At 64.1% G+C, this 25771-nt stretch carries 26 protein-coding genes and 1 tRNA gene; 11 read left to right on the top strand and 16 right to left on the bottom strand.

Going from position 1 to position 25771, the window contains the following annotated elements:
- Nucleotides 1-49 precede the first annotated feature (49 nt).
- Nucleotides 50-292, top strand: a complete 243-nt coding sequence (locus FJ956_RS19845; protein WP_246672195.1) for a hypothetical protein — start codon at nt 50-52, stop codon at nt 290-292.
- A 120-nt stretch (nt 293-412) separates the two neighbouring features.
- Here the strand turns inward: FJ956_RS19845 and FJ956_RS19840 are convergent, their stop codons facing one another.
- Nucleotides 413-847, bottom strand: coding sequence for a peptidylprolyl isomerase (locus tag FJ956_RS19840; RefSeq protein ID WP_140682624.1), 435 nt, complete (start codon nt 845-847; stop codon nt 413-415).
- Between the two features lie 255 nt (nt 848-1102).
- Nucleotides 1103-3343: an exopolysaccharide transport family protein gene (locus FJ956_RS19835; RefSeq protein WP_140682621.1), complete on the bottom strand. Its 2241-nt coding sequence runs from the start codon at nt 3341-3343 to the stop codon at nt 1103-1105.
- 263 nt (nt 3344-3606) lie between these two features.
- Between FJ956_RS19835 and FJ956_RS19830 the strand changes: the two genes are divergently transcribed.
- The 4 genes from FJ956_RS19830 (at nt 3607) to FJ956_RS19815 (ending at nt 8233) form a co-directional block, all read left to right on the top strand.
- On the top strand, nt 3607-4170 hold the full coding sequence (locus FJ956_RS19830; protein WP_140541319.1) for a polysaccharide biosynthesis/export family protein: 564 nt from the start codon (nt 3607-3609) through the stop codon (nt 4168-4170).
- A gap of 10 nt (nt 4171-4180) precedes the next feature.
- Nucleotides 4181-5311: a glycosyltransferase gene (locus FJ956_RS19825; protein ID WP_140682618.1), complete on the top strand. Its 1131-nt coding sequence runs from the start codon at nt 4181-4183 to the stop codon at nt 5309-5311.
- A 97-nt stretch (nt 5312-5408) separates the two neighbouring features.
- The gene (locus tag FJ956_RS19820) at nt 5409-6944 is read left to right on the top strand and encodes an undecaprenyl-phosphate glucose phosphotransferase (RefSeq protein ID WP_140682615.1); all 1536 of its coding nucleotides are present in this window, start codon (nt 5409-5411) and stop codon (nt 6942-6944) included.
- Nucleotides 6941-8233, top strand: a complete 1293-nt coding sequence (locus FJ956_RS19815) for an O-antigen ligase family protein (protein WP_140682612.1) — start codon at nt 6941-6943, stop codon at nt 8231-8233. The genes FJ956_RS19820 and FJ956_RS19815 overlap by 4 nt, the downstream gene beginning before the upstream one ends.
- A gap of 48 nt (nt 8234-8281) precedes the next feature.
- Here FJ956_RS19815 and FJ956_RS19810 read toward each other — a convergent pair.
- Nucleotides 8282-8358 (bottom strand) — tRNA-Pro (locus FJ956_RS19810).
- Nucleotides 8359-8432: 74 nt separating this feature from the next.
- Nucleotides 8433-9410, bottom strand: coding sequence for a sugar-binding transcriptional regulator (locus FJ956_RS19805; RefSeq protein ID WP_246672194.1), 978 nt, complete (start codon nt 9408-9410; stop codon nt 8433-8435).
- 191 nt (nt 9411-9601) lie between these two features.
- On the opposite strand from FJ956_RS19805, the gene FJ956_RS19800 reads away from it, so the two are divergent.
- Complete coding sequence (locus tag FJ956_RS19800) at nt 9602-10384, top strand: hypothetical protein (protein WP_140682606.1); 783 nt, start codon at nt 9602-9604, stop codon at nt 10382-10384.
- A gap of 10 nt (nt 10385-10394) precedes the next feature.
- On the opposite strand, the gene ptsP is transcribed toward FJ956_RS19800, so the two are convergent.
- Genes ptsP through FJ956_RS19775 form a run of 5 tightly spaced genes read right to left on the bottom strand, consistent with a single transcriptional unit; the run spans nt 10395 to nt 15110 of the window.
- On the bottom strand, nt 10395-12377 hold the full coding sequence (ptsP, locus tag FJ956_RS19795) for a phosphoenolpyruvate--protein phosphotransferase (RefSeq protein ID WP_140682603.1): 1983 nt from the start codon (nt 12375-12377) through the stop codon (nt 10395-10397).
- Between the two features lie 47 nt (nt 12378-12424).
- The gene (locus tag FJ956_RS19790) at nt 12425-12805 is read right to left on the bottom strand and encodes a PTS glucitol/sorbitol transporter subunit IIA (protein ID WP_140682600.1); all 381 of its coding nucleotides are present in this window, start codon (nt 12803-12805) and stop codon (nt 12425-12427) included.
- A gap of 27 nt (nt 12806-12832) precedes the next feature.
- Nucleotides 12833-13837, bottom strand: coding sequence for a PTS glucitol/sorbitol transporter subunit IIB (locus FJ956_RS19785; protein WP_140682597.1), 1005 nt, complete (start codon nt 13835-13837; stop codon nt 12833-12835).
- 15 nt (nt 13838-13852) lie between these two features.
- Nucleotides 13853-14620 carry a PTS glucitol/sorbitol transporter subunit IIC gene (locus tag FJ956_RS19780; protein WP_140682594.1) on the bottom strand — a complete coding sequence of 256 codons (768 nt, stop codon included), beginning with the start codon at nt 14618-14620 and terminating at the stop codon, nt 13853-13855.
- A 52-nt stretch (nt 14621-14672) separates the two neighbouring features.
- Nucleotides 14673-15110, bottom strand: a complete 438-nt coding sequence (locus FJ956_RS19775; RefSeq protein ID WP_140682591.1) for a transcriptional regulator GutM — start codon at nt 15108-15110, stop codon at nt 14673-14675.
- A gap of 190 nt (nt 15111-15300) precedes the next feature.
- On the opposite strand from FJ956_RS19775, the gene FJ956_RS19770 reads away from it, so the two are divergent.
- Nucleotides 15301-15942 (top strand): hypothetical protein, encoded by a 642-nt coding sequence (locus FJ956_RS19770; protein WP_140658570.1) that lies wholly within the window; start codon nt 15301-15303, stop codon nt 15940-15942.
- A gap of 88 nt (nt 15943-16030) precedes the next feature.
- Nucleotides 16031-16705, top strand: a complete 675-nt coding sequence (locus FJ956_RS19765; protein WP_140658572.1) for an HAD family phosphatase — start codon at nt 16031-16033, stop codon at nt 16703-16705.
- A 1-nt stretch (nt 16706) separates the two neighbouring features.
- On the opposite strand, the gene FJ956_RS19760 is transcribed toward FJ956_RS19765, so the two are convergent.
- The 7 genes from FJ956_RS19760 to FJ956_RS19730 form a co-directional block, all read right to left on the bottom strand.
- Nucleotides 16707-17876: a DUF930 domain-containing protein gene (locus tag FJ956_RS19760; RefSeq protein WP_140682660.1), complete on the bottom strand. Its 1170-nt coding sequence runs from the start codon at nt 17874-17876 to the stop codon at nt 16707-16709.
- Between the two features lie 113 nt (nt 17877-17989).
- Entirely contained in the window at nt 17990-19339 is a 1350-nt protein-coding gene (locus FJ956_RS19755) for a pyruvate dehydrogenase complex dihydrolipoamide acetyltransferase (protein ID WP_140682587.1), read from the bottom strand.
- 3 nt (nt 19340-19342) lie between these two features.
- Nucleotides 19343-20341, bottom strand: coding sequence for an alpha-ketoacid dehydrogenase subunit beta (locus tag FJ956_RS19750; protein ID WP_140682584.1), 999 nt, complete (start codon nt 20339-20341; stop codon nt 19343-19345).
- Entirely contained in the window at nt 20341-21369 is a 1029-nt protein-coding gene (locus tag FJ956_RS19745; protein ID WP_140682581.1) for a thiamine pyrophosphate-dependent dehydrogenase E1 component subunit alpha, read from the bottom strand. Before FJ956_RS19745 ends, FJ956_RS19750 begins: the two co-directional genes overlap by 1 nt.
- Before the next feature lie 2 nt (nt 21370-21371).
- On the bottom strand, nt 21372-22700 hold the full coding sequence (locus FJ956_RS19740; protein WP_140682577.1) for an NAD(P)H-dependent oxidoreductase: 1329 nt from the start codon (nt 22698-22700) through the stop codon (nt 21372-21374).
- 314 nt (nt 22701-23014) lie between these two features.
- On the bottom strand, nt 23015-23473 hold the full coding sequence (locus tag FJ956_RS19735) for a YbaK/EbsC family protein (protein WP_140682574.1): 459 nt from the start codon (nt 23471-23473) through the stop codon (nt 23015-23017).
- A gap of 147 nt (nt 23474-23620) precedes the next feature.
- The gene (locus FJ956_RS19730; RefSeq protein WP_140682571.1) at nt 23621-23887 is read right to left on the bottom strand and encodes a helix-turn-helix transcriptional regulator; all 267 of its coding nucleotides are present in this window, start codon (nt 23885-23887) and stop codon (nt 23621-23623) included.
- A 296-nt stretch (nt 23888-24183) separates the two neighbouring features.
- Between FJ956_RS19730 and FJ956_RS19725 the strand changes: the two genes are divergently transcribed.
- The 3 genes from FJ956_RS19725 to FJ956_RS19715 all read left to right on the top strand — a co-directional run bounded on the left by FJ956_RS19725 (nt 24184) and on the right by FJ956_RS19715 (nt 25678).
- Nucleotides 24184-24792: a hypothetical protein gene (locus FJ956_RS19725; RefSeq protein ID WP_140682568.1), complete on the top strand. Its 609-nt coding sequence runs from the start codon at nt 24184-24186 to the stop codon at nt 24790-24792.
- Between the two features lie 221 nt (nt 24793-25013).
- Nucleotides 25014-25214 carry a hypothetical protein gene (locus FJ956_RS19720; protein WP_140682565.1) on the top strand — a complete coding sequence of 67 codons (201 nt, stop codon included), beginning with the start codon at nt 25014-25016 and terminating at the stop codon, nt 25212-25214.
- A 221-nt stretch (nt 25215-25435) separates the two neighbouring features.
- The gene (locus tag FJ956_RS19715; RefSeq protein ID WP_140682562.1) at nt 25436-25678 is read left to right on the top strand and encodes a hypothetical protein; all 243 of its coding nucleotides are present in this window, start codon (nt 25436-25438) and stop codon (nt 25676-25678) included.
- Nucleotides 25679-25771: the final 93 nt, after the last annotated feature.

Raw genomic sequence — 25771 nt, 5'->3', positions numbered from 1 at the left:
CCGACGGAACCTTCCGAGTGCCGAGAGGTTTTCGCACTCGGAAGGAGACATGGCTATGGCTAAGTGCGACCAGTGCGGCAACGACTATGACAAGGCATTCCTGGTGAGCCTGGGCGGGCAAACCTACACGTTTGACAGCTTCGAGTGCGCTGTCCAGAAGCTTGCGCCGACCTGCCCGCATTGCAGGGTACGGATCATGGGGCATGGCGTCGAGCAGGGCGATGTCATCTATTGCTGCGCGCATTGCGCCGGGCAGGAAGGGGCCAACGCCTTGACCGATCGCGCGCCTTGATATGCGCGGTCTCTTTGATCCTTCGCCCGAAGGGCCGTGCGGGAAGCCTTTTCCGGAGGGCAACGGAATCGTCGTGCTCAACGGCAAGATTCTTGGCAGCGCACTTAACTGCGACCCTGACTACGCCGCCTGAACGATCTCGACCAGTTCAACGTCGAACACCAGGTCCTTTCCGGCCAACGGATGATTGCCGTCGAGCTTGACGCTGGCGTCGTCCACGCCGATGACCGTCACTTGCATGGGACGGCCCTCGCGGCTGCGGGCCTGCAATCGGGCGCCAACATCGACGTTGATGTTTGCCGGCACGCTGGCGCGGTCGATGGTTACGACCGCTTCTGGGCGATGGGGGCCATAGGCGGCGTCGGCGGGAACGGTGACCGTGCTTTTCGTGCCGACCTCCATGCCCTCGACATGGGTTTCGAGACCAGGAATTACCTGTCCTTCACCCAGTGTAAACTGCAGCGGTTCACCGCCGGAAGAATCGAATTGGGTGCCGTCGACCAGACGCCCAGTGTAGTTGATGCGTACAGTGTCGCCGTTCTTGGCCTGTGTCATAACAGCCATCCTTTGGGAGTTTTTTGGGGGACCGGCCTAGGGTTCACGGTCCCGCTGTCGATCATCCACGCACGAAGTGCGTAGCGCGAAACATCACAACTAGGTGCTTTGCCGCCGATGTAAAGTGCGGGAGCCGCCGAGATTGTCATGCCCCGCATCGACTAAACCGTGCTCGATACGTCGCGGTCCCGGCCTCTGCTCCCTGTATCTCGGGGCGTTGGTAAGCGTGCAGAACAGCCCTATTGGCCCGCAACTTTATGCCGCCGAGCGACGTCCAGGTAACGGATTTCCCGGTTCATGGCCGACCGGCGTGACCAGTGTCAGGTCCGGATAGCCGTTCTCGATCAGCTTGACCGCGGCCTGCGTCACCTGTTCGTCGGCCTCCAGCATGGACAGGAAGACTTCGGTGCCGTCGCCGACGAGGCGGCCGATACCTTGCGCGTCGGCCGGGCCGCACTCGACCACGACGAGATCATAGGCCGTGGTCAGCGACTGCATGATGATCGGCAGCCGGTCGGCGGCGCGCATGGCGCGGACAGGGTCGGCGGTGCCGACCGGAATGACATGCGCATCCGAATAGAGATCGGGATGGATGACGTCGCTGAACTGCGCTTCGGAAGCGAGCAGATTGGTGATGCCGGGGAAGAGGCTTGTGTCCAGCATCGGCCGCGACGCCGCACCCGATGCGGTAAGATCGAGCAGCAGCACACGCAGGCCGGCATCCGATACTTCGCGCGCCACCAGCACGGCTGACGCGGCTGCCTCGTCGCCTTCCGGCGACACGAAGATCGCCCGCGCGGCGCCGGAAGCGATCAGCTTCTCCGCGGCCTTGTCGACATCGATCTCGCCCAGCCTGGATTGGCTTGGCTGCTCCGGGGCCGATTCGCCGGGCTCGGCCTGCTTGACAGCCGCAGCGCGAACCTCCGCCAGCTCGCGCTCGGCCGGCCTCGGAAGTTCCGATTCCGCAATCGAATGCCCCGTGGCAGCTTCCTCGTAAGGCGCAAAGGCCCGACCTGCGCCATGTGCTTCAGCGACCATCGGTTCCACCCTGGCCGCGGGCATCGCCACCTGCTCGATATCGGCGAAGCGGGCGCCGGCGGCCGGACGCATGGCGCGGCCCGAGAACAGCTCGCCAAGCAGCGTGCCGATCGCCATCAACAGCAGCGAAGCGGCGGCGGCGGCGCCGGTGATCGGCCCGATCTTCGGGAAATAGGGCTGGGACGGCACCTGGGCCTGCGCGATCAGGCTCGCCGCGACAGGCGAGTATCTACGATCCTTGCGCGATGCCACGGCATTGTAACTTGCCATATAGGATTCAAGCTGTTGGCGCTGAACATTCGCGTCGCGCTGCAAGGCATCCAACTGCACCTGCTGCTCGCCGGCCCGCGCCGAGGCGGCTTTCAGCGTGTTGACGTCCGCGATCAGCTGATCCTCGCGGGCCTTGGCCGTCTGGGCCTGGGCCGACAGGCCGCGGATGATCTTTTGCGCCTCATTGCGAATCTGGCCGTCGAGATCGGCCAGCTGCGACCTCAGCGCCCGGATGCGCGGATGGTTGTCGAGCAAGGTCGTGGAAAGATCGGCGATGTTGGCCCTGAGCTCTACCTGGCGCTCGCGCAGGCGCTGGATCAACTCGGAAGACAGGACTTCCGGCACGCTGTCCAGCGAACCGCCATTCTGCAGCGCCCGGCGCACGCTCTCGGCGCTCGCCTCGGCGGCGGCGCGGCTGGCGCGCACGCGCGACAATTCGCTCGACAGTTCAGAGAGCTGCTGAGTCGGAAGCACCGAATTGTTGCCGCCCATCAAGAGGTCGGACTGGGCGCGGAACGCCGCGACTTTGGCCTCGGCATCCCTCACGCGATTCTGCAAATCGGCGATTTCCGGCGCCAGGAAGTCGGTAGCGGCGGCGTTCGATTCGAGCTTGGCGTCGCCCTTCGAGGCGATATAGGCATTGGCGATGCCGTTCGCGATGTCGGCGGCGAGCTTGGGATCCTTCGAGGCGAACTCGATCGCGATCGCACGCGTCTTTTCAACGGCGTAGACATTGAGCTTGTCGTGCATGGCATTCAGCACGCGCTCGTCCGGCGGGATGTCGAAGGGATCGCTTTTCAAGCCGACGAGCACAAGCACGCGCCCGAGCGACGACATTTTCAGCGTTTCGTCGAACTCCGGCAACTTGTCCAGGTTGAGCTTGGTCGCCACCTGCTTGAGGATGTCGGGCGAGGAAATGATCTGGACCTGAGTCGCAACGCCCTGCTCGTCGAGAATCGGCTTGTCGTCATCGTTGGTGCCCGGTGGCCGGGTGTATTCCGATTCGCGCGAGCCGATCTCCAGCTTGGCTGTCGCCTTATAGTAGGGCGTCGCTAGCCAGGCGAAGGCGAAGGCCAGCCCGGTGACCAGAAGCGTCACAAAGACAATGCGCAGCCAGTTCCTCGCCAGGCTGGCGAAGAGCTGTCTCAGATCGACATCGACGTCTGCGGCCGCGGACTGAACGGACATGCATCCTGCTCCGAACTTTGAGTCGAGGATGGACCGTAAACAACTATGGTAACTCACCCGTTAAGATCAGAATGAGCGCTTATTAGAGAGCACTCAAAGAATATTGCGCGAAAGCAATAGAACAATTGAGCTTTTTGCCGATCTCCGGCCTCCCGAACCGCGCTCCTTTACCGCCCATTAACCCTAACAGGATGATAACGGTCGCACTCTCCTGGGGTTGTGCCGCGGCTTGCGGCAAGAGCGATGAAGGTTCCTGACCGGTCATGAAAAGCACTGCTTCCCTCTTTCGCGCTTTGCTTGCCCTGTCGCTGCTTACCGGCTGTTCAAGCTACCGCCCGACGCCCGCCGCCTTCCATGAAGTGCTCGATCAGCCCTACCGACTCGGCGCCGGCGACCGCGTCCGCGTCACGGTGTTCGAGCAGGATGGGTTGACCAACACCTACAGCGTCGACCAGTCCGGCTATCTCTCCTTCCCGCTGGTCGGCGCGGTGCCGGCGCGCGGCCACACCGCGCAGCAGTTGGAAAAGGCGATCGCCGACAAGCTGCGCCAAGGCTATTTGCGCGATCCCGACGTTTCGGTCGAAATCGACCGCTACCGGCCGATCTTCGTCATGGGCGAGGTGGGCGCTGCCGGCCAGTATTCCTATGTGCCGGGACTCACGGTGCAGAAGGCGGTCGCCATCGCCGGCGGCTTCACGCCGCGCGCCAATCAGGGGAGCGTCGACATCACCCGCGATATCAACGGCAAGGTGATGACCGGGCGGGTTCTGACATCCGATCCGCTCCTGCCCGGCGACACCGTCTACGTTCGCGAACGGCTGTTCTGAAAAACCCGTCGTGGCGGTGAACCTCAGGATCGTCCACTGTTTTCGCTCACCTGTCGGAGGGATATTCCGGCACGTGCGCGACCTGACCGAGGCGCAGGTCGCCGCCGGCCATGCGGTGGGAATCGTCTGCGACTCGACCACCGGCGGCGACTATGAGGAACGCTTGTTCGAAGCGATGAAAGGCAGCCTCGCGCTCGGTATCCATCGCACGCCGATGCAGCGCCATGTCGGGCCGGGCGACCTCGCCTCGGCCTGGCGCACCTATCGAATCATCCAGGAATTGCGGCCGGACGTGCTGCACGGGCACGGCGCCAAGGGTGGCGCCTATGCCCGGCTGTTCGGCTCACTGTTGCGGGTATCAAGGTTTCGCGTTGCCCGCCTCTATTCGCCGCATGGCGGCTCCCTCCACTATGACGAAACGACAGCGACGGGAAAGCTGTTCTTCGGCCTGGAGCGCGTCATGGCGCGCTTCACCGACTGCCTGCTGTTCGTTTCCGACTACGAGCGGAAAACCTATCGCCGCAAGGTCGGCGAGCCGCCGATACCCAACACGCTTGTCTATAACGGCCTGCGCGCCGCCGAATTCGAAGCGGTGGCGACGGCGGCGAATGCCGCCGATTTCCTGTACATCGGCATGATGCGCGACCTGAAGGGCCCCGATATCTTCATCGATGCGCTGGCCCTGGCCGGCAACGAGCTCGGACGCCCCTTAAGCGCCGTGATGGTCGGCGACGGCGACGACCTGCCGCGCTACCACGCGCAGGTCGAGCGGCTCGGCCTGGAGAGCCACGTCCGTTTCCTGCCGCCTATGCCGGCGAGGGACGCTTTCGCGCTGGCCGAGACGATCGTCGTGCCGTCCCGCGCGGAGGCGATGCCCTACATCGTGCTCGAGGCCTTGGCCGCCGGCATGCCGATGATTGCGACCGCAGTCGGCGGCATTCCGGAAATCTTCGGCGAAAACTCCCCTGCCCTGATCCGGCCCGATCCATCGCAACTCGCCGCCAAAATGGGGACGGCGCTCAGCGACTTCGACGGTTATCGAAAACTGATGCCGCAAGCCGATGAGCTGAAGGCCCGATTCGGCGCGGACGTCATGGCCGCCGATATCGAGAAGGCCTATTTCGCGGCACTGCACAAATAGGCCCGCAGGCTGCAACAACTCCAAAACCACCGGTTGTTTCAAGGCTTTCTTAGCTCTCTTTTGCTATGCAGTTGCGCGAAGCTCGCGGACAGTTCCCATGAATGAGATCGACCCCGCGCACCGCTTTTCCATGGATGCGGTGCGCAACCACGACGCTCCCGCCGGGGGCGAAGAGCCTGGCGGCATCAACGATGTGGCGCGCCAGGTCGCCTCACAATACCGGCGCGATACCATGTCGCCGATCATGGTCAGCGGCGTGCTGCGCATGGTCGAGTTCGCCATGCTGTTCCTGTCTGGGCTCTGCGTCTATTTCTACTATGTCGGCTTCTTCAGCTATCTGGCCTGGCAGTATCCGCTGGCGATCGCGGCGACGTCGTTCCTGGCCGTGGTGCTGCTCGACGTGACCGACTGCTACCAGATCGTGGCTTTGATGCGCCCGCTGGCCAATTTCGGCCGCGTGCTGCTGGTTTGGGCCGGCAGCTTCGCGCTGATGGCGCTCACCGCCTTCGCCATCAAGGCGTCGGAAGACTATTCGCGCCTGCTGTTCGGCACCTGGTTCGTGGTCGGCTTCGTGCTGATCTTCGGCCTGAGACTGGTGATGTCCAGCCTCATCCGGCGCTGGGCGCGCGACGGCCGCATGGAGCGCCGCGCGCTCATCGTCGGCGGCGGCAAGGCGGCCGAGCAGCTGATCCGCTCGGTCGAGAAGCAGCCCTACAACGACATCCGCATCTGCGGCATCTTCGACGATCGCAACGACAAGCGCTCGCCGCCGATCGTCGCCGGCTATCCGAAGCTCGGCACCATCTCCGAGCTCATCGAATTCGCCCGCATCGCGCGCATCGACATGCTGATCGTGTCGCTGCCGCTGACCGCCGAATCGCGCGTCTTGCAGCTTCTGAAGAAACTCTGGGTGCTGCCGGTCGACATCCGGCTCTCGGCGCATTCCAACGCGCTGCAGTTCCGGCCGCGTGCCTACTCCTATATCGGCTCGGTGCCGATGCTCGACATCTTCGACAAGCCGATCAACGACTGGGATTCGGTTGCCAAGCGCGCCTTCGACATCGTCTTCTCGCTTGTCGGCATCATCCTTTTTTCGCCGGTGATGCTCGCCACCGCGATTGCCATCAAGCTCGACAGCAAGGGCCCGGTGCTGTTCAAGCAGAAGCGGCACGGCTTCAACAACGAGATCATCGAAGTCTACAAGTTCCGCTCGATGTACACCGACCGCTCCGATCCGACCGCCAAGCAGACGGTGACCAAGAACGATCCGCGCGTCACCCGCGTCGGCCGCTTCATCCGCAAGACCTCGATCGACGAGCTGCCGCAGTTCTTCAACTCGATGTTCGGCTCGCTGTCGCTAGTCGGGCCGCGCCCGCATGCCATCGCCGCGCAGTCGCACAACCTTCTCTACAACGAGGTGGTCGATGGCTACTTCGCCCGCCACAAGGTCAAGCCCGGCGTCACCGGCTGGGCGCAGATCAACGGCTGGCGCGGCGAGATGGACACCAACGAAAAGATCCGCATGCGCACCGAATACGACCTCTATTACATCGAGAACTGGTCGATGCTGTTCGACCTGCGCATCCTGTTCCTGACGCCGATCCGCCTGCTCAACACGGAAAACGCCTATTGAGCGCCATCGCCCATCCGTTGCAGCCGCAGGCTGTCAACCAGTTGCAGCCGCAGGCTGTCAACGCCAAGCTGATCTCGCTGATCGCGTCGGCAGCGATCGGCGTCGGCATCCTGCTCTCCGGCTTCGTCATCAGCGAGCCGGCGCCCTATGAAATCTACATGGCCGGGCTGATCGCGGTCTGGGCGCTGTTCGGCCTCAGGATCTCGCGCGCGATCGTACCCCTGCTGGTGCTGCTGGTGGCAATGAACATCGGCGGCATGATCGCGATGACGCAGATGGCGGACCTCGCCAACACGCCGCTCTATCTCGCCGTCTCGCTGTTTTTGGCCTTCAGCGCGGTGTTCTTCGCCTCGGTGACCTCGGTCCAGCCCAGCCTCTACCGGCTTGTCTTCATCGCCTATGTCGTCTCGGCAGTGGCAACGTCGCTGCTCGGCATCGCCGGTTATTTCCATGCCTTTCCCGGCGCGGAGATGTTCACCAAATACGACCGCGCCGCCGGCGCCTTCCAGGATCCGAACGTGTTCGGGCCGTTCCTGGTGCTGCCCGGCACCTATCTGCTCTATCTGCTCCTGACCGGCCCGGTGTCACGCATGCCGCTTCTGGCGGTGCCGCTGCTCATCGTCACCGCCGGCATCTTCTTCTCCTTCTCGCGGGGCGCCTGGGGCATGTTCGCCGTGTCGGCGGTGCTGCTCACCGCCTGCCTCTTCCTGCAGAGCGCCAGCGGCAAGTTCCGGCTGCGGGTCGTGGTGATGACGATCGCGGCCGTGGCGCTGCTGGTCATCACCTTCCTGGTCATCCTGCAGTTGCCCGGCGTATCGGACATGTTCACGCAGCGCGCGCAGCTCGAGCAGAGCTACGACTCGGCGCGGCTTGGCCGCTTCGCCCGCTATTCGATCGGCTTCCAGCTGGCGATGGAGCATCCGTTCGGCATCGGCCCGCTGGTCTTCGGCACGATCTATGGCGAGGACACGCACGACATCTGGCTGAAGGCGCTGATGGATTACGGCTGGCTGGGCTTCGTCTCGTTCCTGACGCTGACGCTATGGACGATCGGGGCCGGCTTCCGCATCCTTCTGCGCGACCGGCCGTGGCAGCCCTATCTGCTTTGCGCCTATGTCGCCTATCTCGGCAATATCGGGCTCGGCACCTTCATCGACATCGACCACTGGCGCCATCTCTACCTGCTGTTGGGCTTGATCTGGGGCGCGATCGCGCTGGAATACCGGCATCAGCGGGAATTGCGGCTGGGAAGGCCGAATGCGCCTCGGCGCGAAATGGCTGCGATCTAGCAAGAACGCTTAATGGCCATTTTTTGGGGGCAAGGCCAGCTAGTAAAATGGTCGGAGTGGCCGGATTCGAACCGACGACCCCTTGACCCCCAGTCAAGTGCGCTACCGGGCTGCGCTACACTCCGGACCGGGTCGCGATGTATCGTGATAAGGCGGTGCGGGTCAACCGAATTCAGCGGCTATATCACGATGATACTGCCTAGTTCGTCCCATGCGCCGCCAGCATGCGGCGCGCGCTTTCCTCGTCGGTGATCAGGATGGTCGGCGCGATCAGGCTCATGGCGCCGAGCAGCGCCTCGGTCTTTTCCGCACCGCCGGAGGTGAGGATGCGGATCGGCGCCTTGCGCAGGCGGTCGACATCCACCGACATCACGTGGCTGTTGACGGGATGGTCGACCAGATCGCCATTGCGGTCATAGAAATGGAACAGAAGGTCGCCGACGGCGCCGCGCGCCAGCAGGGCCTCGCGGTCCGCTTCCTTGAGAAAGCCGCCGCGCGAGAAGGTGGTGGCGGAAGCGATGCCGCCGACGCTGAGCAGAACGGCATCGAGCGCATCGGCCATCTCGAAAATCTCCTGCAGGCCGCAGCGCTCGACCAGCGCGATCTTGGTCTCGACGCTGTCGACGACGGCCGGCGTCGGCATCAGATAGCCGTCGCCCTGGAAGATCTGGGCGAAGCGCCAGGCGAACTCGGCCGGGTTGACCCGGCGCGCGACGCCGACGCCGCCAAGCAGCGAGATCACGCTGAAATCGGCCAGCGATTTGGCGCTGATGAAGGGCAAGGTGTGGAACAGCGTCACGCCCCAGCCGACGCCGACCCGCATGCCGGATTTCATCGCGTCGGACAGGAACATGCCCGTCTTGGCGGCGATTGCCGGGATTGGATCGGCGTTGGGGTCTGTGAGCGGCGCGACCAGCGCCTGCTGCAGGCCGAAAGTCCTTTCCAATGCGCGCTCCAGCCGCACGATCTCCAAAAGCTCGCTCTCGATGGTGATCTTCACCTCGTTGCGCGCCCTCGCCTCCGCCAGCATGCGCACGATGGTGACGCGGCCGACGCCGAGCACGTCGGCGATCTCGTTTTGCGTCATCTGCTCGACGAAATACATCCAGGCGGCGCGGATCCTGAGGCGGTCGGTCCGGCTTTCGCTAACGACCTGCTCGGATGCCTCAGCTGCCACCCTGCCGCTTTCGGATTCGCCCTGCCGCCGCCTGCCCAATTTCCCCTCCAAGCCCGGCGATGACGCTGCCTCGCCGATTCTGCATGCTGGTTAAATATCGCCTATTGATCTACCAATCGAGACGAACAATCTAGAGAGGGCGACTGGCGCCCCAAGCCGTGACCGGCTTCAGCGTTTTGAGGCAATTGGCGATGCTGCGACAAATTTCCGAGGACGTCCGCGCCAACCTGAAGGACCGGCTTCGGGAGTTGCGCGACGCGATCCGCCAGAACCGCCACGACAGCGCCGGCGAAGCCTCGCACGATATCGCCGGCAATTTGCCGCCCTTCCCGGGCCGCAGCCTGCTTGGCCATGCCGCGAGCGCCGTCGACGAGGCGCTGACGATCGCCGAATCCTTCGTTCCGCATTCCCGGCCGCTCAAGGTCGACGGCACGACCGTCAAAAGCCTGCGGACCTATTTCCCGCAAGGCGACGAAGACCGGCAGATCGGCGGCGAACGTCAATTCAGGCGTGACATGTATTATCTGACCCGCGCCGTTCTCGCCGGCTACGGCATCGACAATCCGCGCGTTCACGAGGCGAGCTTTTCCGCCGTACACGCAGCGATGCGCAAGCGCCATGCGGATCTCCTGGCTGGCGCGACGGCGGAAACGGCCTCGACGGACCAAGTCGCGGCGGCCTGCGCGGCTCTCCTCGTCGAATGCCTCAACCACCGTCCTGTTCAGCCTGGTGAGATCGGCACAGGCCCGGCGACAGCCGGCGACCGGTCTCTCGACATCAGATGCCTTGCGCCGGTGGTGCTTGCCTGCGGACTGGCGACCAAGGCGGACGGCACGCCCGAGCCCGACATTCTCGAGATCGCGGTGTTGGCGGCCGAAGTGCGAGAGGATCGCATCCGGCAGGCCTGTGCCCAGACCAATGCCGTCCAGGAACTGACACCGGTTCTCGCCACGCTGCTCGCGCATCTGACGTAACCGCCGCGAATTATCCGCTACCGTTCGCCATGGCCGCGATGGTCTTCTTGGCGCGCTGGATCGAGGCCGGGCTCATGCTGAGCTCGGTCAGGCCCATCCCGATGAAGCCCGGGATCAGATCCGGCCGGCCGGCGGCCTCGCCGCACATGCCAACCATGATGCCGGCGGCGACACCCGCCTTGGCCGTCAGCTCGATCGCCGACATCACTGCCGGATTGGTGACGTCATTGAGCTTGGCGACCGTCGGATTGAGGCGGTCGGCGGCCATGATGTACTGGGTCAGGTCGTTGGTGCCGATCGAGAAGAATGCCACTTCCTTTGCCAGGGCCGGCGCGATCAGCACGGCGGCGGGCGTCTCGATCATCACGCCGAGATCGAAGCCCGCATGCGGCACGCCTTCGGCCTTCAGTTCGTCGGCGCATTGCGCAACCAGCGCACGGGTGCGCGTCACCTCGGCGATCTCCGAGACCATCGGCAGCATGACCTTGATGTTGCCGTGGACGGCGGCGCGCAACAGCGCCCGCAGCTGCTTCTTGAAGATGTCGGGGCGGTCCAGGCACATGCGGATGCCGCGCCAGCCGAGGAAGGGATTTTCCTCGTCGGGAAATTCGATGCCGGCGATCGGCTTGTCGCCGCCGATGTCGAGCGTGCGCACGATGACCGGATGCGGCGCAAAGGCCTTGGCCAGCGCGCTGTAGGTCTCGGCCTGCATGTCCTCCGACGGCAGATGCATGTGGCGCATGAAGAGCAGCTCGGTGCGGAACAGCCCGACGCCCATGGCGCCGGCGTCCTGCGCCGCCTCGATCTCCTCCAGCGAGCCGATATTGGCCGCGACCTCGATCACCGTGCCGTCGGCGCGGGTAGGCGTCACGCTCTTGAACACTGTTAGCCCGGCGCGCTCCTGCGCGGCAGCCTCGACACGCCGGGTAAAGCCGGCCCGCGCGGCCTCGTCCGGATCGACCACCACATGCCCGGCATTGCCGTCGATCGCCACCTCTTTGGCGGTACGCAACTCGTTGACCTTGTCGCCGAGACCGAGCACCGCCGGGATGCCGTGCGAGCGGGCGATGATGGCGATGTGCGAGGTGGCGCCGCCATGGCCGCAGACCACGCCGCCGATGCGCTTCAGCGGCGCGCGCGCCAGGTCCCAGGCGCCGATGTCGTCGGCAATCAGGATCGCGCCTTGCGGTATGGTTTCCAGGCTGACGTCGTCCTGGCCGAGCAGCACCAGGCAGATCTGCCGGCCGACGGCATGGACATCGTCGGCCCGGGCGTTGAGATAGTGGTCGTCTACCGCGCTGAAATCGGCGGCGATGGTGGCCGCCGCGCCGATGACGGCAGACACGGCGTCATCGCCTTCCCTGATGAGCTTTTCGGCCTCACCGGTCAGGCCGTCGTCGGCGGCGATGTCGCGTAAGGCCGCGACGATGCCGCGGTCGCCGGCGGAGAGGTTGTTCTCGGCGAGCGTGCGGTCCATGCGCGCCTGAACTGCCGCGACGGCGTCGCGAAACCGGTCGAGCTCGCCGTCGATCTCGTCGGCTCGCAAGCGCCTCCCGGGGCCTTCGATCTCTGCCGGGAAATGCGCGAAGGCCGGTCCGATGGCCACGCCTTCGCTAGCGGCGACGCCTTGGAGTTTGGGTGTTCCATCCGCCGGCGCGGCAGCCGACGGCGTCGCCTCCGGGGCAGGCGCGGCTGCTTCCGAGCCACCCTCGCCCGCCTCGCCCTCGTCGTCGAGGCCGGCGCGCGGGTTCTCCAGATAGCCTATCAGCGCCTCGATAGCCTCGATCGCGTCGGCGCCGTTGGCGCGCACGGTGACTTCCTGGTTTTCCTTGACCGCCAGCAGCATCAGCTTGACCGAGCTCTTGGCGCTGACCGCCTTGCCGTCCTTGACCAGCTCGACATCGGATTCGAAACCCTTGGCGAGCTTCACGAACCGCGTGGCGGGACGGGCGTGCAAACCTTCGTGCACTCTGACGATGGTCGAGCGTTCCATGGCAATACTCTAGGTTTGGGCGCCGTCGACAGACAGCGCGGATATTATCAGGCGGCGATGGTGATGACAGCGCCCGGTGTCAGGGCGGCCACGAGCGCTCCGGAGTCGACCTCGGATGCGCAAACCTCGCCCGGCCTTTCGGCCTCGGTTGCTCCGTTGAAGGAGATCACGACATGGCCCATCTCGCGCACCTTGCTCCAGGCCGTGGAGCCGACCGCCGTTATCACTGCCGAAACCGGTCCGAGCGTGATCGACGCGCCTTTCGCTGGCGCGTCGTCGCTCGGGCCTTCTTCCGTCTTGTGCAACACGGAAACTTCGGCCAGTTCGGGGGGCGAGCCATCCGCGAACAGGATGACCACGCCGCCTTCGGCGAGGTCCGCCACTTCGGGCCCGATAGCCGTGACCCGTGTCTTGAGAAGAACCGACATATGGCGAACCTCGATATTGTTGCTAACTTAGAACACGATCAGGGAGACGACCCATGCGATCAGCACGGAGACCGGACCCATGATCTGGCGGCTGATGAGCACCGCCGGCACGCCGATCTCGATCGTCTTCGGCTTGGCCTCACCGAGCGCCAGACCGACGGGAACGAAGTCGCAGCCCACCTGGGTATTGTAGGCAAACAGCGCCGGCAGAGCCATCGCGGGCGAGATGGTGCCGTTGGCGATCTGCGGGCCGATGATGGCGACGCCGATGACCTGTGCGATGACCGCGCCTGGGCCCAGGATGGGCGACAGGAACGGCAGGCCGCAGATGGCCGAAATCACCAGCAGGCCGACGATGTTGTTGGCCAAGGGCCCCATCGGCTGCGCCAGCACGTCGCCGATGCCGGTATAGAGGATCAGGCCGATCAGCATGGTCACGAAGGCCATGAAGGGCAGCACGTTGCGGATAACCTGATCGATGGTGCGGCGGCCGGCGTTGAAGAAGATGCCGACGACACGGCCCATGACGCGGCCGATCGAGCTGATCAGGCCGATAAGCCCGCCTTCGCTCGGCAGCGGCTCGGCCGCCCTGGCCGTAGTGTTGTTGCCTGAACTCATCGATGCTGCTCCCCCCGCAGTGGTGACCGCTTCGGATCCGTCCGCCATCGTGACATTGGCCGGCTTCACGCCCGAAACGTAGATGTCTTCCGTGATGAACTGGGCGAGCGGACCCGCCTGGCCGACCGGCGTCAGATTGACGGTCGGGATACGCTTGCGCGGATAGACGCCGCAGCGCGCGGTGCCGCCGCAGTCGACGACGACGACCGCCATCTCGCTTTCGATCGGCGGCGCCTTGAAACCGTCGACCGCCTCGGCGCCGGTCATGTCGGCGATGAGCTGAGCGACCGGATGAATGCCGCCACCGGTTACCGACACGACCTTGCTGCGCTGTTCGGTCGGCTCGATGACCAGCGGACCACCCCAACCGGTGGACCCCCTCGAGATCTTTACTGCCTTGTATGTCTTGGCCATGGTGTCCTCCCGCCCTTAGAGCTCGACGCCCTGGCGGCGTGCCATGATGGCCGTGATGCGCTCGGTCAGCATGCCCTTGAGCAGGATGACGACGAGGCCGACGATGGCGTACCAGATGGCCACCTTGACGTGGTAGCCGTTGGCGATGACGCCCCGCTTCTCGAGGTCGAGCAGCGCGACCAGCATGCCGCCCCAAACGAAATATTCGCCGGGGTTGATATGCGGGAACAGGCCAAGCGGCGGATGCACGTAGGACACGGCCGCGTCGTAGAAGGCGGGCTTGTGCTTTTCTTCCAGGAACGAGCCGAAGGTGTAAGCCATCGGGTTGGTGAGGAAGAACACCGACAAGACCGGCAGCACTGTATAACGGGTCAGGGCGATGCGGCCGGCGCCGCGCGCCAGGCCGTGAACGCGCTCTTCGCCGACCAGCTCGGTGACGGCGTAGAAGGCGGTCATCAGAACCACCAGCGTCGGGATGATGCCGGTGACAAAGCCGGCGAACACTTCGCCGCCCTTCTGGAAGATGCCGATGAAATACTTGCCGATCGCGGTCAGCCAGCCGAGCTGCTCTTCCTGCTGCACGTTCTTCAGCTGTTCCTTCAGCTGATCGGCGGTGACCGGCGCGTTGTCGGTCGTCGCCTGCGCCAGGACAACAAGATGATCGGTGGCATGCTCGACGCCGAGCTTGCCGTGCCAGGCAGCGTCCGAGACCATGGTGCCTGCGACATGCAGGTTGTGCACCACCAGGTCGGCATGCTGCGCCAATAACGAAATTACAGACATTTCTCCTCCTTATGACCCCCGCCGGTCATTCCCAGCCGGCTGCCGGCGTCGCTTAAGCCCTTGCTACGTTCAAACCGGACAGGCCCGGCTTCTTCCCCGGCTCCGACCGCGCGCGGTCGATCTGCTCGATCGCCCGTTTCACGGCCTCGGCCACACCGGGTTCCCCCTCCCCCATGATCGCAGGGTTGGACCGGAGTCGATCGAGGGGGACGCCCTCGAATTCTTCATGTCGCTTGAACTTGGTGAGCACCGAGCGGCCGCTCATGACCATCATGCGGCGCACGATGAGATCGGGCGTCACGACGACGAGCGCAATGGTGCCCTTGGCGAGCCGGCCGCGGAAATTGCCCGCGCCGACGAAGCCGTCCTTGAACTCTCCGGTGACGCCTTTGAAGACGTCCGAATAATGCCGCATCTGCAGCCAGACGCCGAGCGATTGCAGCGCCCAGACAACAAACAGCAGAAGCAGCGCCCACTGCCAGATCGCCATTTCGGTTTCCTCCCGACTCTCGTTCCTCCGACGCATATTGGACGGAGGTGAGATGACCCGAAAGTGAGAACATTTGTTTCCTCGAATGTCAACATGTATTATATTAGCCGTCATAACGCTCCACAGGCGGCTGGCCGATTTCGGCATCGGCAGCGCCTGTGCTAGCCTGTCGTCAAACGGGAATTGAGACATGGACCTGCCTTTCAGGCACGAACTGGCGCTGATGCCAGACCTGCGTCACCGGCTGCGGCAACTGCGCTGGTTCCGCGCCACCTTCCGCAGCAGCGCGAAGGTGGTGTCCGAAACGTTCGGCGTGCGCTTCGAGATCGACGAGGCCAAGTTGACGCGCGCTTTCCTCGACTGGATCGAAGTCATGGAAGCGCAGAAGCGATTCGCTGCCGTCGACCGCGCGGACTTCATCGTCTTCGCCGCCGGGCTTGTGCTGCGCGAGCTGATCCGGCAGGCGCCGGCGCGGGAGATTTCCGGCCTCACCGACATGATCGAGACCGAGGCCAATGCCGGCACGGCGGAAATCGTGCGCTTCTGGCCGGAAGGCTTCCTCTATACCAACTACTGCGTATCGGCGATCCTGGCCGTGCACGAGCAGGAGTTCGGCACGGCGCCCAGCATCGACAAATGCGCCGACGACCTGCGAACCTGGTGGTCTTATCGCGAGAACGCAACGGAAATGCCCGCCTATGCCGTGGCCTTCCTCGACCGCTTCCTCGGCGCCGAGCCCAACTGGATCACACCCGACCGCGCGCAGTCGCGCCAGGCCATGCAGCGCGCGCTTGGATCCACGCCGGTCAGCGAGGCGCTGCGCCAGCTTTGAAGTGTTGGGGACGCAGCTGCCCGCTATTGAACATCTGACTTTTTATCGATAGCGATGTGCGCATTGGCACAGCAGCCGGGAGAAGCGCGTGGTGCGACCTAGACTGATGATTTTCGATTGCGACGGCGTTCTCGTCGACAGCGAGCCGCTGGCCGCCAAAGCCTATGAGCGCGTCTACGAGAAACACGGCATGCCCGGCGTGCATGGCGGCATCATCGCCCAATGCATCGGCATGAAGCAGTCCGACATCATCGTCAAAATCAAGGAACTGACCGGCCATCAGTTCCCTTTAGCCGCCGACGGCGATATCTGGGCCGAGACCAAGCTGCTGTTTTCCGAGGAGCTGAAGCCGACGCCGGGGATCGTGCCTTTCCTCGAAGCGCTTGCCGGCGACCGCTGCGTCGCCTCATCGTCGTCGGTCGAACGCATCAACCACAGCCTGTCGGTGACCGGACTGTCGCGCTTCTTCGGCGAGGCGATCTTTTCCTCCTCGATGGTGAAGAACGGCAAGCCGGCGCCCGATATCTTCCTCCATGCCGCCGAGAAAATGGGCGCGAACCCCGCGGACTGCATCGTCGTCGAGGATTCGCCGTTCGGCGTCCAGGGCGCGGTCGCGGCCGGCATGACCGCGATCGGCTATACCGGCGGCGGGCATACCTATCCCGGGCACAGCGCCCGACTGAGGGCTGCCGGCGCCGATTTCGTCTGCGCCGACTGGCACGAGGTTGCCCGGCAGTTGGTCGAGCTCGGCGTGCCGGCCTGAGCTAGCGGAGGCTGGGGAAGCGACGACGGGTCCACTCACCGGGCGGCACCAATCCCCCCACGCGGAAGTTGAAGGACAGGACCCTCGTCGCATCGGCGTCGACCTCGCAGCGGAAGCTCAGATCGAACCATTGGGTTGTCGTGCTGAAGGCGGCTTGCGTGGGGTTGAGAACATTGCCCTGCTTCAGGGGAATGGTCGGCAGCCATTTCGGCGAATAGTCAGCACTTTGCAGTTCCTGATTCAGGACGTTGGCGCACAGATTGGCGACGCGCTGATCGCGCGGCACGTTCTCCATCGAGCTCGTGGCCAGCGCATTGCCGGTCGCACCCGGCGAGTAAAGCTTTCTGACACCCGGCAGGCCGGAATAGATCGGCGATCCAGCAACCTCGCTGTCGGCGGAGTTCGACCTTCCCGGGTTCACGCTTGGCGCTCTCAAGGCTCTTGCGGATTTGAACTTCATCGCCTTGGAGGGTTTAGGCTTTGCCTTTCCGGCTGAGGATCGAGCCGCGGGCTTGTCGCCGGACTCCGCAGTCAGTGGCTTTGGCGGCACGACCGCTTGCTGTTCGGTGGTTTGCGGCGGCGTCTCCTGTTTGTCGGGCTCCTGCTTATCGGCATCCTCAGTGGCCTGCTTCTCCTCGCTTTGCGCGGGTTTTTCGTCCGGCGCTGCGGTTGCCGGCTTCTCTTGAGGCTTGCTGGAATCCGCCTGCTGCTCGGACGTTGCAGGCGAAGCGGGCTGGCTGGGCACGGGCTTCGGCGCGACCGGCGGCTTCGCGGGCTCATTCTGGGCTGGCGACGGCGCGTTGGCTGGAGCGCTGCCTCCGTCGGCTGATTTCTCCGGGCCGGTATCCTTTTTGCCATATTCGAAAACGCGCTTCAGAACCTGATCGTCCGGCAGCTTCGGCTTCGGTGGTTCCGGAGGCGGTTTTTGTTCAGGTGGCTTTTCAGCCTTCTTTTCAGGCTTCGGCTCCGGCGGCTTGGGAGCGGGCTTCGGCTTGGGCTGCTCGGGCGGCGGCACGATCGCGACGTTGACCGGCTGTTCCTGCCGATCCGGCTGTTGGTCGGGTCTCGGCAAGCCAAAGAACAGGAACGCGGCGATCAAGGCATGCAGGAATAGCGATGCGGCCAAGGCCCACCGCCAATTCCGAAACCATTCCCGCATCTTGCCGTTCATTGCGCCCGATGTGGAACGAAATAGCGGCGGCTTCAAGCACTTGCCGGGATTCGCGCGAGCTGCCGCCCTGACAAGTCGGTGATCAAGGTGGATTCAGGCCTACAGGGATTTGCCTACACCAGCATGCCCATCGGGTTCTCGATCAAGCGCTTGAAGGCGCCGAGCAGTTCGGCGCCGAGCGCGCCGTCGACGGCACGGTGATCGGTCGACAAGGTCACCGACATCACCGTCGCTATTTTGATCTCGCCCTTCTTGACCACCGCACGCTCCTCGCCGGCGCCGACCGCAAGGATCGTCGCATGCGGCGGGTTGATGACCGCGGCAAAGTCCTTGATGCCGAACATGCCGAGATTGGACACAGCAGTGGTGCCGCCCTGATACTCTTCGGGCTTCAGCTTGCGGCTCCTGGCGCGGCTCGCCAGGTCCTTCATCTCGTTGGAGATGACCGACAGCGTCTTTTCATCCGCATGGCGGATGATCGGCGTGATCAGGCCGCCGGGGATCGACACGGCGACGCCGACATCGGCGTGCTTGTGCTTGACCATGGCGCTCTCGGTCCAGGAGGCGTTGGCGTCCGGCACCGCCATCAGCGCCATGGCCATCGCCTTGATCACCATGTCGTTGACCGAGAGCTTGTAGGCGGGAACCTCGCCCTTGTCGGTCCTCTTCATCGGTGCTGCCGCATTCAACTGCGTGCGCAGCGCCAGCAGCGCATCGAGCTCGCAATCCAGCGTCAGATAGAAATGCGGGATGGTGGACTTCGCCTCGACCAGGCGGCGCGCGATCGTCTTGCGCATATTGTCATGCGGGACGAGCTCGTAGGAGCCTTCGGCGAACAGCTTCAGCACCTGGTCGTCCGACATCGGCTTGGCTGCGGGTGCCGGAGCGGATGGGGCTTCGACCGGAATCTCGGCGGCCGGCTGAGCAGGGGTGACTGCGCCTTTCGCTGCGACTGCGGCCTCAACGTCGGCGCGCACGACACGGCCGCGCGGACCGCTGCCTGTTATAGCCGATAGGTCTAGATTTGCCTCGCGTGCCAAGCGACGAGCAAGCGGCGTCGCGCGCGCGGCCGAAGGCGATTGGCTAATCTCCCCCCCTGTGGGGGAGATGGCCGGCAGGCCAGAGGGGGGCGCGACAGAATGAGAGGTCGGAGGGACAGCGCCCCTCTCTGTCGGCTTCGCCGACATCTCCCCCACGAGGGGGGAGATTGGCGCGTAGACTTCGTCATCAGCATAAATCCACGCCACCGGCTCGCCGACGAGAATGTCGACGCGCTCCTTGCCGGTGACGTTGCGCAGCGTGCCGCTGGCCGGCGCATCGATCTCCATCGCCGCCTTGTCGGTCTCGATCTCGAAGAGCACGTCGCCCTTCTTGACCTTGGCGCCCTCCTCGGCGAACCAGCGCGAGATCTGTCCGGTCGCCATGTCCATGTCGACCTTGGGAAGAATGACTTCGGTCGGCATCGTTCAGCGGACCCCTTTCACGAGGTCGCGGGCAGCAGTGATGATGTCGGGAACCTGCGGCACCGTCGCCTTTTCCAGGTCCGGATTGTAGGGGATCGGCGTCTCGGCGCCGCCGAGCCGCACGATCGGCGCGTCGAGATAGTCGAACGCCTCGCTCTCGGCGACGAGCGCGCTCACTTCCGCGCCGATGCCGAGCGTCTTCACGGCCTCGTAAACGCAGAGCAGGCGCGATGTCTTCTTCACGCTGTCGATGACGGCCTGCCTGTCGAGCGGCCGGATCGTGCGCAGATCGATCACTTCGATGTCGATGCCCTCGCCTTCCAGCACGGCCGCGGCGTCGAGCGCCTTCTGCACCATGATCGAGGTGGCGACGATGGTGAGATCGCGGCCTTCGCGGCGGATCTCGGCCTTGCCGATCGGAACGGTGTAGTGGCCTTCCGGCACATGGCCCTTCATCTTGTAGAGCAGCTTGTGCTCGAAGATCATGACCGGGTCCGGATCGGCGACCGCGGCAAGCAGCATGCCCTTGGCATCGTGCGGCGTCGCCGGCTGTATCACCTTCAGGCCGGGTACATGGCCGAGCCAGGCCTCGAGGCTCTGGCTGTGCTGGGCGGCGGCGCCCGTGCCGGAGCCGGCCGGGAAGCGCATCACCAGGGGCACCGAGACCTCGCCGCCGAGCATGAAGCGCATCTTGGCCGCCTGGTTGACGATCTGCTCCATGCCGAGCGTGGCGAAATCCGAGAACTGGAATTCGAAGATCGGCCGCATGCCGGTGACGGCGGCGCCCACCGCGACGCCGGCGCCGCCCAGTTCAGAGATCGGCGTGTCGATGACGCGGTCGCTGCCGTAGCGCTCGACAAGATCGCCCGTCACCTGGAAGGCGCCGCCATAGACGCCGATGTCCTCGCCCATCAGGAAGACGCGCTCGTCCATGTCCATGGCGATAGCCATGGCTTCCTGGATCGCCTGGGCGTAGCTCAATTCACGCACCACGGCGTCCATCACGCATGCTCCGTGTAAACGTAGTCCGCAAGGGCGGCGATGTCCGGTGCCGGGCTCGCCTTGGCGAACTCGATGCCGTCGGCGATCTCCTTGGCGACCGCGTCGCGGATCGCCTGGATGCCCTGGTCGTCGATGAAGCCGAAGTCACGCAGCTCGGTCTCGAACAGCGCGATCGGATCGCGGTTCGCCATCCAATCCTCAATCTCTTCCTTGGTGCGGTAGCGGTTGCGGTCGCTCTTGGAATGGCCGCGATGGCGGTAGGTCTTGGATTCAATCAGCGTCGGCCCCTCGCCCGCGCGCGCCCGCTCCACGGCCTTGAAGGACGCCTCGGCCACCTCGGAGAAGATATTGCCGTTGACGATGACGCCGGGCATCGAATAGGCGGCCGCACGCTCGGCGATGTTCTTCACCGCGGTCGAGCGCGCCGTCGAGGTCGACATGCCGTAGCCGTTGTTCTCGCACACGAAGATCACCGGCAGCTTCCAGATCGCCGCCATGTTCAGCGCCTCGTGGAAGGCGCCCTCATTGTTGGCGCCGTCGCCGAAGAAGGAAACCACGACCTTGCCGGTCTTCATCCTCTTGGCGGAAAGTGCGGCACCCACCGCGATCGGAATGCCGCCGGCGACGATGCCGTTGGCGCCGAGATTGCCCTTGGCGACGTCGGCGATATGCATGGAGCCGCCGCGGCCCTTGCAATAACCGGTGGTCTTGCCGAAGAATTCCGCGAACATCCGGCTGACCTCGGCGCCCTTGGCGATGCAATGGCCGTGGCCGCGATGCGTCGAGGTGATCTGGTCGTCCTCGGCGAGCGGCATGCAGATGCCCATGGCGCTGGCTTCCTGGCCGATCGACAGGTGCATGGTGCCGTGGATGAGGCCGCGCATGTAGCACTCTTCGGCGCCCTCTTCGAAGCGGCGGATAAGGTACATCTTATGAAGCACCTCCCTGAGCTGCTCCGGACTGTACTGGCGATAGACGAAAGGCAGGTTGGCCCGGCTATCCATGACGGCCTTGCTGGCTCCAGCCATGATCACGCCTCCACAGCGCCGTAAACGAGCTTGTCCTGGCGGGCGCGCAGCTCGGCGATCTTCGAGCCCGGCGCGGGCGCCGCGTTGGCATAGGTGATGAGCTCGCCCTTCTTGATGGGCTGGGTGACGGAGCCGCCCTGCAGCAGGCCGCAGGGAACGGCGCGCGCCGCATGGGCCTCCGGGGCCGTCATGATCCAGGCGCGATAGCAATACTCACCGATGGCATCGAGCTTGTCGCCGGGCTTCAGATCCTTCTTGGCGACCGCGCAGACCTCGGCCACGGGCCTGGCCAGCGGCACCATGTCGGCCTTGCCGTAAAGCACGACCCGGGCGCAGGTCAGCGGCACTTCCAGCGAGGTCAGGTGATAGGGGCGATGGAAGGTGAAATACGGGCCCTTGCCCATCTTCAGGTCTTCCATGCGCTCCGAGATGCGCGGATGCGACATGTCGGCGACGACGAAGACGCCGGGCGCGACACCCTTGCCGATCGAGTAGTCGACGACGCCGACCTTCGACAGCACGCCGCCGTCCTTCTGCGGCACCAGCACCTTCGACAATTCGCCAAGCGTCGCCGCCGGACCGTGCATGCCGGGCTTGTCGGGGACCAGCCCGGTCGCGTTGGCGATCGCCGCCATCTCGACCATGGTCTTCGAACCGTCGACGAATTCGACCAGCATGCGCACATTCATATGCCGGCGCTTCGCCTCCTCCTCATAGTCCGGAGGCGTGGCGTCAATGTTGAGCGGGTTGTTCTTGCCCTTGCCCGCGGCAACGATCGGATGCCCCATGGCGGAGACGAACTCGATCAGTTCCATGCAGGAAGACGGCTCGTCGCCGGCGCCCAGCGAATAGGTGACGCCGAGGCGGTCGGCTTCACTCTTGAGATAGGCGCCAATGGTGACGTCTGCCTCGACATTCATCATCACCAGATGCTTGCCATGCTCCATGGCGTGCAGGCCGATCTCGGCGCCGACAGCCGGAACGCCGGTCGCGTCGATGACGACGTCGATCAGGTCGTTGCCGATGACAAGACTGGAATCGTTGGTGACGGCGATCTTGCCGGCCTCCATGGCCGATGTCATCGCCGAAGCGGTCGACACTTCCCGCGCGTGTCCGGTTTCCTGGAAAGCGATATCGACGGCCTTGCTGGCCGCCGGCAGGTTGAGTTCCGAAATGGCGCCGATCTCGATGCCGGACATGTGGGCGACGCGGGTGACGATGTCGGTGCCCATTTCGCCAGAACCGATCAGGCCGATGCGGATGGGCTTGCCGGACTTGGCTCGTTCCTCAAGATCGCGGGCAAGGCCCGTCAATGAAATATTGGATGCCATACCGTGTATTCCTCCCATATCGCATGCTGTTCGGTTGCTTGACCGGTATTGAACATATGTATTTCTGTCAAGACTAATGTCCAGAATTTGGCCATTGGTCGACGCTTTTCCAATGATCGAGGCGCAACGGCTAAGGCACGAGCAGCGGGCGCCCGTACCAAACCAGATGGAAGCGGGCGGCCGCAGCCGAATGTCGGTCAAAACCGCACTACGGCCCCCGACGAACCATGAAAAGATATCTGTCTCTTGTTTGACGCAATTCCGGCCGGAAAACCGCTACGCACTTTTCCTGGAATTGCTTCGGGCGGCAATTGTTACTGGCAAACGTCGACCCATACGGCGCCGACCAGATCGGCCATGCGCTGCGGCGTGATGCGCACCGCGGCATTGGTGGCGCCAGCTGCCGGAACGACCTCGCCGAAGGCTTTGAGCGACAGATCGCAATAAACGGGCAGCGGCGCCGGCAGGCCGAACGGACAGACGCCGCCCGGCGGATGGCTGGTGACTGCCAGCACCTCTTCGCCGCCCAGCATGCGCGGCTTGCCGCCCATCCTGTCCTTGAATTTGCGGTTGTCGAGCCTGGCGATGCCGCTGGTCACGACCAGCATGGTCTGGTCAGCGACGCGCAGGCAGATCGTCTTGGCGATCTGCGCCGGCGTGACGCCATGCGCCTCCGCCGCAAGCGCCACTGTTGCGGAACTTGCTTCGGTGACTATGACTTCGACATCGGGCGCGTGCTCGGCAAGAAAGGCGCGGACCGATTCCAAGCTCATGGTGAATCCCTCGTCAGGTCTGTCGAACAGCAGCGCTCGGCGAATCGCATGGCATGGCGGTTATTGGCAAGCGCCTGCGCCTCGCAGGCACTAAAAAGCCCGCCGGGCAATCCTCGGCGGGCTCCTGGATGGACGCTTCTGGCGTCTCTATTGCTGTGTGGGCCGATTCTCTGCGGACGGCACCGTGATCAATTCCTCTTCCGGCACTTGCAGCGCGGAAGCGATGCGCCGGAGCTTGGCGGGGTCGACGTCCTTGCCGTCCTCGATGTCGACGATCTCGCCCACGGCCAGGCCGCAGGTCAAAGAGAGTTCCTCGATCGTGTATCCCCTCGTTTCGCGAGCGGCTTTCAACGGATTGAGGCCGGGCGCGGCAATGATGTCGTTTGAAACAACGTTTCGTGCGGTGTTGGGCATGGCAACTCCTTAAAGATGAAACAGGTCGGATGAAAAGCGGCGTTGCCTGAGACGGCGGGAGAATGCTCGTTAACAAATGATTTGCCAAGAGCACCGATGCGGCGTCACGCCATCGTGAAAAGCGTTTTGGCCGAATGCCTCGGGCTTCGTACATGTAAGGCCGCCCGGCGCTCAATCAAGTTCTTTTGAAGGTCGGCGGCCGGATTCGCCGGCATTTTCGACGCCTCGATTCGTTAGCTTACCGTCACCGGCAGCCAAACCCGCACGCCGGGCGTTTCACGGAAGGATCGAATGCCATGAATTTGAAATCGTTCGCAATTGTGCTTGGTGCCATCTCAAGCGTCGCCGGCGCGACGGAAGCGCAGGCGGCGGACGCCACACGCGTTCGAGGCACCGTCGTCAGCGTTGCCGGATCGACGCTGACGGTGAAGGACCGCGACGGCAAGACTGATGCGATCACGCTTGCCGACGGCTGGAAGATTTCGGGCGTCGCCAAGGCGTCGGCAGCCGATATCAGGCAAGGCGATTTTCTCGGCATCGCCTCGATATCCAAGGCCGAGGGCGGCAGCGGCGCGCTGGAAGTCGTGATCTTTCCGGCCGCTTTGAAGGGGACCGGAGAAGGCGATCGCGACTGGGATCTGCAGCCCAACAGCCGCATGACCAACGGCACCGTCGCCGATGTCACCGAGATCGAAGGCCGCACGGTCACGCTCACCTATGACAACGGCCAGAAGAAGCAGATCGCGATTCCGCAGACGACACCGATCGTGACATTCGCCACCGCCACGCCGGCAGATCTCACGCCGGGCATCGCGGTGTTCGTCAACGCCGAGCGCGGCGGCGACGGCAAGCTCGTGGCCAACCGGGTCGTGGTCGGGAATCACGGCATCGCGCCACCCATGTGAGGTCGGGCGGCCGCCTCCTTGGATTTCCAAGGAGCGCGCAATCCTCGTCGGTCAGGGCGGGCGCGCAGCGCAAGAGGACTCCAGAAACAATCCAGAAACAAAAATCTACATTCGGGAAAAATTGTCGAAAAAAACCAGGAGGATAGTCCCTATCGCGAGGCTTGGGTCACCGATTTGCTCCGGTGAATCTCGGAAGGCCCGCGTAAAAAGGAAACGAAGTCATGAAGAAGTCCCTCCTCTCCGCGCTCGGGCTGGCTCTGGCCCTGGCGTTCACCATGCCGATCCTCGGCGCCACCAGCGCCGACGCGGCTCCGATGAAGAAGCATCATCATCATCGTCATCACCACAGGCATCATCACCGCCATCATCAGCATCACCACCACCATCATCACCACACGAAGATGGCTCCGAAGAAGGCCTGATCCTTCCCTTCTGCCGATGGGAAGGCAGGCCTTCGCCACCAGGGCGGACCGGTCTTCCCATCGGACTTTTCGGCTTAAACATCCGGTGATGTCGAACCGCACTTCGGACTAGGCCTAATCGAGGCCTGCGCTGATCTTTCGGCCAGACACCACCGCCTGTACTGGCGGTCGCCGGTGTCGTCCTCACGCTTCGCCATCCGGCTCTCGTTGCCCGCTTCGCCATGAAGCTCGGCTATTGGCCAAATCCAGCCGCCCTGACGCGCTACAACGAACTGATGCTGCGGCGGAAGATCGTCGACCGCAACCCGCGGTTCGTGACGCTGACCGACAAGCTGGCGGCCGTGAGCCGGTTCCATGCCGAGGCGCTGGGTGCCGGATGCGTGACGCGCCGCCGAGGAGAGCCGCGCCGGGGCTTTCAATCCGCTATATCGCCGACCAAACGAAAAAAATCGCGCGGCATATGAACCTTTCCATTGGAGGCGGCACTAACCGGTCATGGGCGCCGGGAAGGCGCTCCTCAACCCAACGGGACGCCAGGACGGCGATCCCAACACCCA

It is taken from the genome of Mesorhizobium sp. B2-4-3, assembly GCF_006442815.1.
Classification (GTDB): Bacteria; Pseudomonadota; Alphaproteobacteria; order Rhizobiales; family Rhizobiaceae; genus Mesorhizobium.
The sequence above is the reverse complement of the archived record's forward strand: the minus strand, read 5'-3'. Positions and strand labels throughout refer to the sequence as shown.